Here is a 15,259-nt window from a genome sequence, read left to right as displayed (position 1 = left end):
GAAGCAAATAAAGAAAAGGAAGTACGGTGTACTTCCTTTTTTATATTGTGCATGTTTTTGTACTTGTAATTACCGAAGCTGATGGACAAGAAAAACTGCTAAAGTCTTGCATAACCCATTGTTTCCAGCTCTGAGATGTTTTTCGTTAAATGAGTTTTTCCATTCGTCAGTACATATAAGCTATCACAGATGTCTGTAATATATCTAAACATGTGATCTGTTAATAATAGTCCTTTATTTTCTTTTTCTTCGGAAAGCAGATTCTGTACTTTTTCAATTTGAAGTGGATTCAAATGAGTAAAAGGTTCATCAAGCATTGCGAACTGAGACCTTGACTTTACTACAATGTAGAGTTCAATTAATCTCTGTTCTCCACCGGACAAACTATTTATGATAGAGCTATGCCTTGTTTTAAATTCCGGGAATCGTTTTTCAAATGACGAATACTCCAATTCATAATCATCAAATATTCTTTTGAGGGAAAGTGATTTAGGGATAAAGTTAAACTGCGGAAGATAAAGCAACAGGTCGGGTCTTTTGAACGGTTCATGTTGTGCAACATCGTCAAAGCGGACAGATTTTTCGCATTCTAAACTTCCGTAGATAATTTTCATCAGGCAAGATTTGCCCTCTCCGTTTCTGCCCAAAATACCTGTGATTTTACCCGTCTCACATTTCAAATAAATATCTCTCAATATTTTTCTACCATTAATTTCAAATTGAATACTATCGGCCTCTAGTTTATGAATCATCGGAATTTGTATACTAGGGTTATCAACAGGATAAATAAAACAAAGTCAAAGATGAGTGTTGCTGTCCATAACAAAACCTTGGAAATTCCTAAATTTTGAAAATAGTAATACTCTCTGCACTTGTAATTGTCGATGAAATAGAATGTCAAACCAAGTGTTGCGATTTTCAACCAGAATAAAGCAACAAATGCACTAAAACCGTATTTCCAGAATAATAACAAACTACAAATTGTTATTAAACCGGTAGACAAGACAAAGCTTTTGTAGAATGTCCAAAGGAGCCTTATGGTTTTTGTTAGTCGCATACCTAAGATGTCTGATCCATAGATAAACTTTGTTCGTGTTAGATACGTCGCTCTAATTTATGATATAAAACGATTGGCTGCATTAAATCGAGTATCTCAAATATAACATACTGCTCTGGCATTGATTACCTCGAAACTAATTCATCAAACATATCACAAGCAAATCGATTCTCTACATCCATCCACGCTAAACCAAATGCTATCTTCGCAGCAAATTTTCATCAACCTTATGCAGCAGCTCCGCTCACTACTTCTTGGCTTTATCGTTCTTTTTTCCAGTTTCTCATCTGTTGCACAATACAGTTTAAAAGCAGTGGTAAAAAATGAACAGGATCAACCGCTGGCTGCTGCCACGGCAGTTATTCAACAACTCAAGCGTACGGCTGTTGCAGATAGTAATGGCGTGGTGTTATTCTACGATCTTCCGGCTGCTGTGTACACGGTTTTGTTTTCGCATGTGGGTTATGAAACAAAAACGGTTTCGGTTCAGTTGCCAATAGACAGTACGCTTGTTGTAGTGCTTAACGAAGAAGAACATGAAGAGGAAGAAGAGATCATCATTACATCCACAAGAACAAGCAGGTACATTGCCAATATCCCCACACGTATTGAAACGATCTCCGGCGAAGAGCTCGAAGAGAAAGGCAATATGAAACCTGGTGATATCCGCATGATGCTGAATGAAAGCACGGGTATACAAACACAACAAACATCAGCTACTTCCTATAACTCCAGCATCCGCATACAGGGGCTCGATGGAAAATACACGCAATTATTGCGTGATGGTTTTCCGTTGTACTCCGGTTTTTCAGGCGGTCTTGGTTTATTACAAATTGTTCCTCTTGATCTCAAGCAGGTGGAAGTGATCAAAGGTGCTTCTTCTACGTTGTATGGCGGCGGTGCCATTGCCGGTTTGGTGAATCTTGTATCAAGAACACCGGGTGAAGAAAGGCAGCTCAATTTTTTATTCAATGGTACTTCTGCTTTGGGTTTAGATGCAAGTGCTTTTTATTCAGAAAAATTCAAGAAGGTTGGCACAACAGTTTTTGCTTCCTTCAATGCAGGTACTGCTTACGATCCTGCAGATATTGGTTTAACTGCTATTCCAAAATTCAAACGCACTACCATTAATCCAAAACTGTTTCTTTATTTAAATGAACGCAGCACGCTTCATCTTGGTGTAAACGGCACATTTGAAAACAGGATCGGTGGTGATCTCAATTATATTAAAGATCCTGCGAACAACCCTAATCTTTATTTCGAAGAAAATAAAACAACACGTATCAGCACACAGGCGGGGTATGATTACAATATCAATCCGCAATCAAAACTATCCTTGAAGAACAGTGTGAGTTTTTATGACCGCAGCATTTCTGTTCCCGGTTTTCGTTTTGCAGGTTTACAAACAGCGTCGTTCAGTGAAGCAAGTTATCGTCATGAAAATGAAAAACTGGAATGGATAACGGGTATGAATGTGTGGACCGATCAGTTCACACAAAACGATCCGGCTTCCGGTTCCAAAGTAAATTATTCGCACACAACAGTTGGCCTGTTTGTACAAAACACCTGGAATGCAACGGAACAGTTTATTCTTGAAACAGGTTTGCGTGGCGATTACCAAAATCAATATGGCTTTTTTGCATTGCCGAGAATTTCTGCATTGTATAAATTCAGTTCACAATTTTCGATGCGAGTTGGTGGCGGGCTTGGATATAAAACACCAACCGTGTTTACAGAAGATGCAGAACGTATTCAATTCCGTAATGTATTACCAATTGATGTGGCTAATACAAAAGCTGAAGAATCAATCGGTGGTAATCTTGATCTCAACTACAAAACAAAACTTGGAGAGGAAGTTGAATTATCTGTCAACACACTTTTCTTTTATACCAAAGTAAACAATCCTTTGGTGCTTGTTCCTGAAGTGAATAATGTTTATCGTTTTCAACAACCGGTCGGTTTTATTGATACAAAAGGCGTGGAGGCCAACGTGAAAATTTCTTATGCTGATTTTAAATTGTTCATTGGTTATACACTTGCTGATGTGCAGCAACGCTATAATGGAAACAGCAGCACATTTCCGCTTGTTGCCAAGCACCGTTTGAATAATGTGCTGATGTATGAGATCGAAGAAAAACTAAAACTGGGTTTAGAGGCGTATTATTTCAGTAAGCAACAATTGAACGATGGTGCAACCGGCAAGCCTTACTGGATCTGTGGTTTTATGGCTGAAAAACTTTGGGAGCGTTTTTCTGTATTCATCAATTTTGAAAACTTTCTTAATACAAGACAAACAAGATTTGATACTATTTATACCGGTTCAATCAACAACCCAACCTTCCGTGATATTTATGCACCAGTCGACGGCTTTGTTGTAAATGGCGGTATTAAAATCAAGTTGTAAACTCATTTATCCTCAGTTGTGTACATCATATCGCCATCATCTGTTCAGATTCTGAAAGGTCGAAGAAATTTTATACTGAAGTACTTCAACTTACTGTGATACGTGAAGTATATCGCTAAGAACGGGGATGGCCCCGTTCTCCCGACCTGCGCCAGAAGAAGCCAAAAAATTAAACGGCTGAAGATTGAATGTATAAAGAAGAAGGAAGTACAGTTGTACTTCCTTCTTCTTTATGTTTATAGTATGCTGCAGAAGTGTAGTGTATTTTATTCCGGCACAAATAGAACATTGTACGTTTTTACAACGCCTTTGTAGTCAAATTTTACAACTGCTTTACCATCTTTTGTTGCTGCTTGTGTAATGCTCACTTTTACAGTACGGTTGTTCGAAGACGCTGTCACTCTTGGAATGTTTGTTTCACTTGCAGGCACTTTCACCGTAGCCTGGTAAATGTTGTATTCCGTAATTCCATTCGCATTGGTAGACCTTACAGGCGTAGCAGGAATGTCAATTCCTTTTCCATTGACCATAATGTTTACAACAGGAACAACAGGACGTACCAATTTCTTTGTCTTTGAACTGAATCCAAGACCGCTTAGATTGAACAGTACATCCGTGCTGTCTCCTTCTGCTACTAAAAAAATCGCATGCTTTTTATCCAGGTTATCTACGTATTTCGCTACGTCGATACTGAATTGGGTAACTTCCTGTTTGGAATTAGCTGGTACAATTATTTCACCGATTTTTTTGCCGTTCCATGTGGCATTATCCCAAGGCCCGTCCAGCCATATATTCACTTTGAACGATTTTGTTGTAGTGGGTGTAAGGAAAAGATGAAACTTCGTTTGGTTGCCGGGTTTCGTTCCTGCAAAAGCTTTCAAACCGTTTTTATTCTGCGACAACCCGCCAAATCCGAAATATTTATAACCGACGATGTGGCCATTTTTTACTTTTTCAATCGGCATATGATTATCCCAGATATCCCACGAATCCTGCTGGGTGGCCGGAGTTGAAAGATAAGAGGCATATCCGGCAGAATAATATTGATAGGGATCGAGGCCATAGAAATGAAAACCTTCTGAAGTAACTTCTGCGCCTTTGTATTCTTTTCCCTGGCTGTCTTTTGCGGTCCACAACTTATCTGTTGCATAAGGATCGTATGCTCTGATGGTAACTCTTCCACCATCTGCTACCGGTTTTTCATCGGCAATAACAGTAACCGGTGCAACCATGGGCTGACGTGCATAACCAAAGCCCCGTGGCGGACGGTGGTAAAACGCATACCACTGACCGTTGATGTCCTGTATACTTCCATGTGTATTGTGTCCGGAGTAACTTGTTTGCAAAGCGGTTCCATCCTGATTGAGAACCGGCGCACGGGAATCCACCAATACACCACCGCTTTTCCATGGGCCTAACGGAGAGTCGGCATAGGCATAACGCAACGTAGAGTTAGAGCTGCTCAATCCATAATCCGGTCCGGAATAGCCACTGTACACGGTCACAAATTTGTTCCCCACTTTACGGATCGATGAAGCTTCAAAAAAGTTGAAGGTTCCCAGATCTTCATTCGGGAAAATGCTGGGATACACCGTACCTGCAGGTTCACGAAGTGCTCCACCATATCGTGCGCTTGCTGGTAAAAAAGGTTTGAGAATACTGGTGCCGGGACGCAGTGTGTACATGGTGTTCTGATCTAACTGTGCTGCAGACGATCCCTGGAAACCCCAGTAACCATAGGCACGGAAACCAATTGCGTAATCAGGATCTTTTGGATCAGTGATGTATTCAACATACACGGCGGGGTCGAAACCTAAAATACTTCCCGGTACAGTAGCCTTGCCATCTGCTGTTAAGTTGATGGGTGTAAACGGCCCGTCGGGACGATCGCCTTTTACTACCATTGCTTCCCTGTTCCGACCACGACTGTGCGGGTACAGGTAATATTCTTTTTTACCGTTCTTTCTTTTCACTTCTACCAGGTCTGGGGCATACATTACATCCCACTGATTGTCGATCGGGTAAGTGAACACAGGGCCCTCATCCCGCCAGCTCGATAAGTCTTCTACCGGAGCCGACCAGATGCGGATGTCAGGACCACAATAACTGTTCACCCGCAGATCATGCGAACCAATGATATAGGCACGGAATTTTCCCGGCTTGTCGGGATCTTCAAAAACACGGGGCTCGCCGTCAGGTAAATGTTCCCACAATGGGAGGTAGGGGTTACCCGCCCCTTTATGAATAAACTTGTTAGTATTCTTTTTTGCAGTCAGGCTGTTTTGCGCACTTGTAACTGTTAGTGCAAAAAGGAAAATAAAAAGTAAAAGGATCGGTTGCTTATGAAAGTGGAAACGCAGCATCTTTTTGAACAATTGGTTATTTACCATCTTACTGTTTTTGGTTTTAGATCTGTTTTTTTTATTCTGATTTCAGGTTCTGCTTATGGTATACCTTGCCGCTAAATCTGGAAGAATCAAATACGGTTTCCAAATTTACGGTTCTGTAAAATGAAAGCGATTAGATTGTTGGTATTTACAAGACGAAAAAAGATCACTCAAACTTGTGCTGCTAATGAAATTCAATATAGAAGATTCGTAACGGTTGCCAGCAGGGTCGGAATACTTGTGCCAGAAGAACCTTTTTAAAAATATGACGTTAATAAAACAGCTTTGCCTTTTTCGTCTGTACGAGATCACTTCATTCTTGTTCTACACAGTTTTGAATACGTATTTATAAACCCTGTTAGAGAGTTTTTGTATTTCCAAGCATATTTGTAATTCAATTCGTTTTTCATGTTACAAGCTGTTCACCATATCGCCATCATCTGTTCAGATTACCATCGGTCGAAGAAATTTTATACAGAAGTACTCCAACTTACTGTTATACGTGAAGTGTATCGCAAGGAACGAACTTCGTACAAACTCGATCTTGCATTGAATGGAGAATATATTATTGAACTGTTTTCTTTTCTATCGCCACCTGTACGTCCATCAAGACCGGAAGCATGCGGTCTTCGTCATTTAGCTTTTGCAGTAGATGATATTGAAACTGTAATAAAACATTTACAACAACACAAAGTAGAAGTTGAACCTGTGCGTGTTGATGAATTTACCAACAAACGTTTTACGTTTATTGCAGATCCTGATGGATTACCAATTGAGTTTTATGAATTGTAAATTCTTCGTTTAGTCAAGAACTTTCATCTGAATATTTTTATACAACACTTTACTGTTTGGATCGTGGCCTTGCAGTGCAATAGTACCACTGCTGAGTAAGCGGCCTTCCATTCCTTTTTCACGCACAGCATTTTCAGGTTCTGTATAATCAACCAATTGTTTATTGTTTACAGAAACTTTGATGTTTTTACCTTTCACTACAATGTGCATGGTAAACCATTCGTTGTCTTTTGCCGGTGGTTCTTTTATATCCTGCACAGCATACAAACCTCCGGTACGGCGCCAATCGCCTTGTGAATTATTCACCTGCACTTCATATCCTTTTTTTGGCCATGAGCTTTCCTGGTATTGCGTATGAATATATACGCCGGAGTTTGAGCCGGGCTTGGTCATGATATCAAGCTTCAGTTCAAAATTTTTGAAGTCATGATTGCCGACTTTACCATCATAAAACAAATGAGCCACTTTTCCATTCACTACAATGGCACCATCTTCCACTTTAAACGTTTCGGGATTAGCGCCTACTTTCCAGCCATTAAGTGATTTACCATCAAACAACGAAACCCATTTTTGTTTTTTGTTTGTTGCTGAAAGTAAAAAAATAACAGAGAACAATACTGCTGTAAGTTGGAGGAATCGCATGGCTGAAGTTTTAAATAAAAAGTAAACAAATGTATTCATTCATTTTTAGGGTATTTCATTTTTTCTGTTGTGCAGGAAAGTTGAAAGAAACAGAAAGAAAAATTAGCAGTTAGTTTACATTTGTTCCATGCAGATCATTGCTGTTATACCTGCCCGTTATGCGGCCACAAGATTTCCTGCAAAGCTGATGCAGATGTTGGGAACTAAAACGGTCATTCGCCACACGTATGAAAATACTGTAGCCACCGGTTTGTTTACCGATGTATTGGTGGTAACTGACAGTGACATCATTTACCGGGAAATAATTTCCAACGGTGGGAAAGCAGTGATGAGCAGTAAAGAACATGAAAGCGGTACAGATCGTATTGCAGAAACAGTGAAAGAAATGAATGTTGATGTGGTGATAAATGTACAAGGCGATGAACCTTTTGTGCAACGTTCATCACTTGAAAAATTATGCAACATCTTTCATGATCAGTCGGTACAGGTTGGTTCGTTGATGCATATTCTTACAGATGAAGAACAGATCAATGATCCGAACTGTGTGAAAGTGGTGGTGAATAAACAAATGGATGCGCTTTATTTCAGCCGCAGTGTTATTCCTTACAAAAGAGATGCCTCAACGCCGGTCGCTTATTATAAACATATCGGCATGTATGGCTACCGGAAAGATAGTTTACTGCAGTTTACTGCTTTACCCGCCTCATTACTTGAACAAACAGAGAAATTAGAGCAGCTTCGGCTTTTAGAGAACGGTTTTCGAATACGAATGGCTGTAACTGAACCTGTTGGCGTTTCTATTGATACTCCCGCCGATTTAGAGAAAGCGAAACAGCTTTTATAAGTAAAAACCCTATTGTTTAAAAAAAATATGGAAAAGTCTTTCGGTTTCTCGAAAACGTTTCTATCTTACACTCGGTTTTTCATAGGATATTGGATTTTAAAACGGGGCAGGATTTCTATCTGGCCCCTTTTTTATTTTATAACCTTTTAGATCAATCCAAACTGAGCACTCAATTCAAGCATACGATCAATGGGTTTCTTCGCTGCTAACCGTAATTCTTCATCCATTAAAATTTCCGGCATTTCATATTCCATACACAGGTAGATCTTTTCTAGTGTATTCCGCTTCATATGCGGACAATCGTTGCATGCACATGCATTATCAGGAGGAGCAGGTATAAAGGTCTTGTGAGGATTACTCTTGATCATTTGATGAAGAATGCCCGTTTCAGTAGCAACAATATATTCCTGGCTGTTATCCTTTTCCGTGTATTTGAGTAGTTGGGTGGTGCTGCCAATAAAATCAGCCAGTTTCAACACCGGTTCTTCACACTCAGGGTGAGCAATCACTTTTGCGTTCGGATGACGGAGTTTCAGTTTCGTGATCTTCTCCACGCTGAATATTTCATGCACCATACAGGCGCCATTCCACAGCACCATGTTGCGGCCGGTTACTTTGTTGATATAAGCTCCGAGGTTTTTATCGGGCGCAAAAATGATCTTCTGCTCTTTTGGAAGACTTTCCACAATTTTTTGTGCATTACTGCTGGTGCAGATAATATCGCTTAAAGCCTTTATTCCCGCACTGCAGTTGATGTAGGAAATCACAAGGTGATCAGGATGCTTTTGCTTGAATTGTTCGAACAAAGGCGGCGGGCAGCTGTCGCTGAGCGAACAACCGGCTTTCAGATCAGGAATCACCACTTTTTTGGTGGGGTTCAGGATCTTAGCGGTTTCAGCCATAAAATGCACACCGGCAAAAACGATCATATCTGCATCTGTTTGTTCTGCTTTTTGCGCAAGTCCAAGGCTATCGCCGATATAATCCGCCACATCCTGGATATCCGGTTCCTGGTAATAGTGCGCCAGGATAATGGCATTTTTTTCTTTTTTGAGACGTTCAATTTCGGCGAACAGATCCAACTCAGGATCCAGCTCAATATTTAAAAATCCATTTTTTTCAACGTTTATCTTTGGATCAGTTACAAGCATTGTGTTCATCACGCTTTGTTTAAATTTGATTCGAAACTAGGTTAAAAAAATTTAGCTCTTTTACCGTAGTATATCTTAATAGATACTTATTTATTTAATAATCTATTACTATTATGTATGTGAATTAGTGGATATCTCCTCTTTAATTGCTTTTGCAAAGTTAGCGAAGGCTATTTTATTCACATCAATTCCCAACTCATCCACATTGGGATATGCAGCAGCAGTAAGGAAAGATTGGCTTTGTTCACAACTGTGGATTCAAAAATGGTTGTACAACTAACATCAGTATTTTTTCTTTTTGTTGTGTTAAACCGGAGGGGATAAACACGAGGTTGTAAACGTAGTTTTTGTACCGGGGGTCAACCTCCACAGATCTCAACTAACCATTCACGAAGTTATCCCTGTTAAAAACGACCATATCCACAGGTTTTAAGGTTTATTCACAGGGCTATTGTGAATTCTTTATTTCTGTTTTTGAAACATCCGCCCCTTCTTTTCTAAAACCTTTACCCTGTGCAGATTACGGGAGTTTTCCACAATTTGTTCAAACCTCTTTTTCCCCCTATTTTTGCCGCTCACTTTTATAACGTACAATATACTATTATGTCCATTATTCAGCAGATTCGTGAAAAGTATGCGGCCGTGAGCATTGCTGTGATTGCTTTGAGCCTTATCGGATTTATTCTAACAGATTACTTTGCCGGCCGTGGTAGCGGTGCCGGATCGCAACCAACCTCAATTGGTTCTGTAAACGGAAAAGATATTGATGTAAATGTTTTCAGTGATCGTTTAACAGAAATGGAAAATGGTTACCGTGCTCAGGGAATGGATGTAAATGATGAAATGCGTCAGCAATTGATTGAAATGTTATGGAGTAACGAAGTTGAAGAAACCATTCTTACTGCTGAATATGAAAAACTTGGTTTAACGTTTTCATCTGCTGATATGAATGAAGCGTTATATGGCAATAATCCACCTCCGGCATTAGCACAACAGTTCAGAGATCAGCAAACCGGTGCTTATGATGTAAACGCAGCACGTCAGTTTATCAACTCATTGAAAAATAAAAAAGCAAACGATCCGCAACGTGTATATGTTGAGCGTAACATCATTGATTATATTGTACAGAATGGTTTGCGCACAAAATATGGTGCACTCTTAGCTGGCAGTGTTTTCTACCCAAAATGGTTAAGTGATAAAGATCTCAACGATCAAAGCAGCATTGCTTCTATCAGTTATGTTGCTGTTCCTTACACTTCTATCAGCGATAGTGCTGTAAAAGTTACCGATGAGGATATTAATGCATATGTACGAAAACATAAAAATGAATTCAAGCAGGAAGAAAGCAGAGCAATCTCTTATGTAATTTTTGATGCCGCTCCGAGCGCTGCAGATTCTGCTTATGCTTTAGGTGAAGTAAGTAAACAATACAGCGCATTTGCAGCATCAACCGATGCTGCACAATTTGTAATTGCCAATAGTTCAAATACAGCTTTTTTCGATGGTTATATATTAAAGTCTGCATTGCAGGTGCCAAATGCAGATTCCATCCGTAACCTTCCTGTTGGTGGACTATTTGGACCATACCAGGACGGAGGCAATTATGTTATTGCCAAAATGCTGGCAAAACGTGATCTGCCCGATTCAATTAAATGTCGCCACATCCTCGTTGGTGTAATGGATCAGCAAACCGGTCAGGCAATAAGAACAGACAGCGCAGCAGCACAACTTATTGATAGTATCAAGAATGCTGTTAGTGGCGGCGCAAACTGGGGCGATCTGGTTAAAAAATACAATCCATTAAGTGATGGCAGCCGTGAAAATAATGGTGAGATGACGTTTGCTTCTATGCAGATACAGGACCCTAACACGTTTGCAAAAGAATTTGCACAGTTTATTATGCTTGATGGAAAACAGGGAGAAAGAAAAGTGGTGAAGACAAGTTTTGGCTACCACCTTGTTGAAATCCTTGAGCAAAAGAAAATTGAGCCTGCTTATAAAATTGCTTACTTCTCACGTGCCGTTCAACCGAGCGATGAAACCATCAGCAGTGCAAGTACAGCAGCAGCACAGTTTGCTGCTGAAGCACGTAACGCCAAGCAGTTTGAAGATGCAATTACTAAAAAGAAATTAGTACCACGTGTTGCTGAAATTCGTCCTACAGATTATTCTATTATCGGTTTAGGTGGTGCACGTAATCTTGTTAAGTGGGTGTATGAAAATAAAGTGGGTAATGTATCTGAGCCAACAACGCTTGGTGATAAAGTGGTGGTAGCGTTGATTGCTGAAGAAAAAGAAGAAGGTGTGCCTGATGCTAAAACAGCACGCATCCAGGTTGAAAGTATTGTACGTAATCAGAAGAAAGCAGCAGAGATCATTAGTAAAATCGGTAATAACCGTGATTTGAACCAGATCGCAACAAGCTTCAAAACAAATGTGTTACGTGCTGATAGTATCTCCTTCTTCTCTCCGTTCATCCCTGGTGTTGGTATGGAGCCAAAAGTAACCGGCGCAGCATTTAACCCATCTGTAAAGGGTAAAAGCAGCGAACCAATCACTGGCAATACGGGTGTATTCGTGATCCGTACAGAAAATGTTGGATTGCAGCCCGCAGGAAATGCTGCATATAACGATCGTCGTTTACAAATGGAAGGCGGTATGAAACAAAGCGCAGCAAATGCTGCATTACAATCATTACGCAAAGCGGCTAAGGTAAAAGACAGAAGAATTAAGTTCTATTAATCGTTCTCAGTTTTAGATAACGCAATGGGCATAACTCAAGTTATGCCCATTTTTATGCACAGTAGTTTTACGTATACCACGATGAAAAACTACGATGCTGAGAAATGGTAAAAAAGGAAATTGCATATTTGGAGTAAATTTACTATCTCAATAGTAGTGATATGAGTGAAGTGATAGTAAATAAAGTAGCTGAAAGTGCCTTGCAAACCATTGACCTGGAAGCCTGGATCCCAAAGGAGGAACCGGTTTTATTCGACTTGAAAGATTTCCTGTTTATGGGATTGATCATTAAAGAAAAAGAATTCAGGGCCTCGCTTCAGCAAACAGATGCAAGTGTTTATAAAGACAAAACTGTTTTAATCAGCTGCAGTGCAGATGCCATTATTCCGATGTGGGCCTATATGTTGGTGGCGTCTTTGTTGCAGCCTGTAGCAAAAGAATTATTTCTGGGTTCTGCAGAAGAATGGAAGAAACAAAAACTGATGCAGGCAATTGCAGCACTTGATACATCGGTTTACAAAGATCAACGGGTGGTGGTGAAAGGATGTGGCGATGAACCAATACCCGAAGCAGCATACCTGGAGATCACCAACAAATTAAGACCTGTAGCGAAAAGCATCATGTACGGAGAACCTTGCAGCACTGTTCCGATTTTTAAACAACCAAAACCAACTGTATAAACCTCAGTGCCACTTAACGACTTTCGTAATTACCATCCTTACCGGCTCACACCAAGGCAGAGGAAATTTTTGAAGCTTTGGGAAAAGCGCAGAACAATTCCCAGGTGGAAATATATTCTCTATCACGGCGTGTTAAGGGAAGGGTTGATATCTATGCTTGTAATTAAGTTGCTTCAGTTTGTATTTGACCCGCAGGCATTCACTGGTTTTTACTTTACTGTTATGGGTGTTATCTTACTTGTAATGGAAGTTTGTTTCTGGCTTGGTGGTGGCGGCATTATTGGTTGGTTCAAACACCGCAGTTTTGAAACTGAATATGAAATGCTCAAAAGCATGGAGCATTTTTAACTACACTAGTCTACTTCCACTACCATTTCAATTTCAACAGCAATATTCATTGGTAATGCTACCATACCCATGGCTGCTCTTGCGTGTTTTCCTTTTTCACCAAAGATCTGTACCAATAAATCACTGCAACCATTGATCACTTTGGGTTGCTCTGTAAAATCGGGCAGACAGTTAACGTAGCCATTTACTTTTACAATTCGTTTTACTTTATTCAGGTCGCCACCAAGCGCATCTTTCAATGTAGCAATAAGACTAAGAGCTGTAATTTTTGCAGCTTCATAACCTTGTTCAATACTGAGATCTTTTCCCACCTTTCCCATAATATTTGATCCGTCTGCCTTTGTTGGTCCGTGTCCTGCAAGAAAAATAAGATTGCCTGTTCTTACATACTTTACATAGTTGGCAATTGGTTTGCTCGCCGGAGGTAATTGCAATCCTAAATCTTTTATCTTTTCATCAGCAGTTTGTGCAGTTACAGAAAGAAATGAGAAAGCAAAAAGTAATACCGTGAATAATTTCATACAAGTAAGTTTAGTAATAGTGATTATATATAATTAAAACCAACCTCTTTTACGGAAGAGATACAACATGACCAAAGGAATTAAGATCATCATGCCGCAGGTTAAATAGAAACCCCATTTGTGATGTGCGTAAGGTATCACATCAAAGTTCATCCCGAACATACCACCTATCACAGTTGCAGGCGCCAGTAAACAAGTTACAATGGCCATCACCTTCATCACCTCATTCATCTTCAGATTTACATTACTCAGATAAAGATCGTGTAGGTTCATCATCATATCACGGTAGTTCTCTGCCAGATCATTTGCCTGAACAATGTGGTCGTAAATATCTTTAAAATACTTCTCGGTACGTTCCTGTATGAGCGGGCTCTCACTGCGGAGAATACCATTGATCATATCCCGAACCGGAGAAATGTTTCGTTTCAATACGATCATTTCTTTTCGCAGTTGATTGATTTTTGCCAGTGATCGTTTATTGGGATGCCGGATAATATCTTCTTCCAGCAATTCAATCTTATCACTCAGCTTTTCCATCACCACAAAATAATTATCAACGATCATATCAATTAGGGAATAGAAAAGATAATCGGTTCCGCTTTGCCTGATCTTATTATTTCTGAATTGCAGTTTATCACGCAATGGATTGAACACATCCCTGGATGCGTCTTCCTGGAAACTGAGTACAAACTGTTTTCCCAGTACTATGGAGATCTGTTCAGTTTCTACTGTTGATTCTTTCTCATTAAAGTATAACATGTTCAGCAGGCAGAACATGGTACCATCAATATCATCCACTTTTGGGCGCTGACCGATACTAAGGATGTCTTCCAGTACGAGTGAGTGAATATTGAAATGACTGCAAATATCTTCTATGTCTTTTCTGCGGATACCATCCACATTGATCCATGTTACACTCGCTGAATGTTTGTAACGAAAGGCGTCTTTTACCTCAGCTAATTTTTCCTGGTGCAGGTTTTCAAAATCGTAATCATACACGTATAAATTGATATGATCAGGTTCTTTTCGAAGTGGAACTACAGTGGGATTTACGTTGAGGATACGCTTTGTCCGCAGGAGGTTGAAGGGGTTCAACACCAGGTCTAAATAGGAGCTCCGTTTTCCCATAATGAAAATTTAAACGAATTTAAACATTCATTACGCATCTTCACAAGTGTTATGTAGCTTTAAGACATGATTCGATATCTCCTAACTCTTTGTCTTGTTGCATTGGTTGTGGCCTGCAACAACGAAGCCTCCAACGAAAGCAAAGCTGCAGCAAATGCTGAGCCGCCACAACAATGGTTTGTAACGGATACAGTAATTGTTTGGGATTGCACAGCGGAAACGAAAGACAGGAAAAAGATATTTGCTCCCAAAGATTCTGTTACAGTTCCGCAGGCGTTTGTGAACGGTGTGAACAAAACCTACAGTGAAATCAAGATGCTGTTCGATCGAATTTCAAATGATACGGTTTATATAAATATTCCTGATGCCACCTGGCTTACCGACAGAGCAGGCAACTCCGGTGCAGAGCAATATCTTTCTTTTGCAGCTCTTAACCTGCTTGAAACAAAGGGAGTGCATTATGTCCATTTCGATTTTACAGCAGGTGTACATGCCCGGCCAGCTACCTGGAGCAGGAAAGATTTTAATGATTGGAAACTCGACCCGTCATCGGTTCAATAAAA

Annotated in this window: 14 protein-coding genes; 8 read left to right on the top strand and 6 right to left on the bottom strand. The window is 40.0% G+C overall.

Annotated elements, in window-relative coordinates:
* Window positions 1–98 precede the first annotated feature (98 nt).
* Entirely contained in the window at window positions 99–752 is a 654-nt protein-coding gene (locus VK159_RS08285) for an ABC transporter ATP-binding protein (protein ID WP_324229657.1), read from the bottom strand.
* Between the two features lie 534 nt (window positions 753–1,286).
* Here VK159_RS08285 and VK159_RS08280 point away from each other — a divergent pair.
* Window positions 1,287–3,461, top strand: coding sequence for a TonB-dependent receptor (locus VK159_RS08280; RefSeq protein WP_324229656.1), 2,175 nt, complete (start codon window positions 1,287–1,289; stop codon window positions 3,459–3,461).
* An 8-nt stretch (window positions 3,462–3,469) separates the two neighbouring features.
* Window positions 3,470–3,580, top strand: a complete 111-nt coding sequence (locus tag VK159_RS08275) for a VOC family protein (protein WP_324229790.1) — start codon at window positions 3,470–3,472, stop codon at window positions 3,578–3,580.
* A 147-nt stretch (window positions 3,581–3,727) separates the two neighbouring features.
* Here VK159_RS08275 and VK159_RS08270 read toward each other — a convergent pair whose 3' ends face one another.
* Window positions 3,728–5,851, bottom strand: coding sequence for a hypothetical protein (locus VK159_RS08270; RefSeq protein ID WP_324229655.1), 2,124 nt, complete (start codon window positions 5,849–5,851; stop codon window positions 3,728–3,730).
* A 405-nt stretch (window positions 5,852–6,256) separates the two neighbouring features.
* On the opposite strand from VK159_RS08270, the gene VK159_RS08265 reads away from it, so the two are divergent.
* Entirely contained in the window at window positions 6,257–6,640 is a 384-nt protein-coding gene (locus VK159_RS08265) for a VOC family protein (protein ID WP_324229654.1), read from the top strand.
* A gap of 9 nt (window positions 6,641–6,649) precedes the next feature.
* Here VK159_RS08265 and VK159_RS08260 read toward each other — a convergent pair whose 3' ends face one another.
* Window positions 6,650–7,282 carry a DUF1080 domain-containing protein gene (locus tag VK159_RS08260; protein WP_324229653.1) on the bottom strand — a complete coding sequence of 211 codons (633 nt, stop codon included), beginning with the start codon at window positions 7,280–7,282 and terminating at the stop codon, window positions 6,650–6,652.
* A 127-nt stretch (window positions 7,283–7,409) separates the two neighbouring features.
* On the opposite strand from VK159_RS08260, the gene kdsB reads away from it, so the two are divergent.
* Window positions 7,410–8,126: a 3-deoxy-manno-octulosonate cytidylyltransferase gene (gene kdsB / locus VK159_RS08255; protein ID WP_324229652.1), complete on the top strand. Its 717-nt coding sequence runs from the start codon at window positions 7,410–7,412 to the stop codon at window positions 8,124–8,126.
* A gap of 146 nt (window positions 8,127–8,272) precedes the next feature.
* On the opposite strand, the gene nadA is transcribed toward kdsB, so the two are convergent.
* A complete protein-coding gene (gene nadA / locus VK159_RS08250; RefSeq protein ID WP_414672823.1) occupies window positions 8,273–9,277 on the bottom strand; it encodes a quinolinate synthase NadA in 1,005 nt (334 codons plus the stop codon).
* Window positions 9,278–9,880: 603 nt separating this feature from the next.
* Here nadA and VK159_RS08245 point away from each other — a divergent pair.
* The 3 genes from VK159_RS08245 (at window position 9,881) to VK159_RS08235 (ending at window position 13,047) form a co-directional block, all read left to right on the top strand.
* A complete protein-coding gene (locus VK159_RS08245) occupies window positions 9,881–12,019 on the top strand; it encodes a peptidylprolyl isomerase (protein ID WP_324229650.1) in 2,139 nt (712 codons plus the stop codon).
* A 161-nt stretch (window positions 12,020–12,180) separates the two neighbouring features.
* On the top strand, window positions 12,181–12,699 hold the full coding sequence (locus tag VK159_RS08240) for a DUF2480 family protein (RefSeq protein ID WP_324229649.1): 519 nt from the start codon (window positions 12,181–12,183) through the stop codon (window positions 12,697–12,699).
* A 153-nt stretch (window positions 12,700–12,852) separates the two neighbouring features.
* Window positions 12,853–13,047, top strand: a complete 195-nt coding sequence (locus tag VK159_RS08235; protein WP_182802985.1) for a hypothetical protein — start codon at window positions 12,853–12,855, stop codon at window positions 13,045–13,047.
* 5 nt (window positions 13,048–13,052) lie between these two features.
* Here the strand turns inward: VK159_RS08235 and VK159_RS08230 are convergent, their stop codons facing one another.
* Together VK159_RS08230 and corA are read right to left on the bottom strand one after the other, a co-directional pair.
* Window positions 13,053–13,568, bottom strand: a complete 516-nt coding sequence (locus VK159_RS08230; protein ID WP_324229648.1) for a RidA family protein — start codon at window positions 13,566–13,568, stop codon at window positions 13,053–13,055.
* 33 nt (window positions 13,569–13,601) lie between these two features.
* The gene (corA, locus tag VK159_RS08225; RefSeq protein ID WP_324229647.1) at window positions 13,602–14,696 is read right to left on the bottom strand and encodes a magnesium/cobalt transporter CorA; all 1,095 of its coding nucleotides are present in this window, start codon (window positions 14,694–14,696) and stop codon (window positions 13,602–13,604) included.
* Between the two features lie 66 nt (window positions 14,697–14,762).
* On the opposite strand from corA, the gene VK159_RS08220 reads away from it, so the two are divergent.
* Window positions 14,763–15,257 carry a hypothetical protein gene (locus VK159_RS08220; protein WP_324229646.1) on the top strand — a complete coding sequence of 165 codons (495 nt, stop codon included), beginning with the start codon at window positions 14,763–14,765 and terminating at the stop codon, window positions 15,255–15,257.
* Window positions 15,258–15,259 lie beyond the last annotated feature (2 nt).

It is taken from the genome of Lacibacter sp. (genome assembly GCF_035299325.1).
In the GTDB taxonomy this organism is placed as follows: domain Bacteria; phylum Bacteroidota; class Bacteroidia; order Chitinophagales; family Chitinophagaceae; genus Lacibacter.
This window is presented reverse-complemented; position numbering and strand designations above follow the sequence as displayed.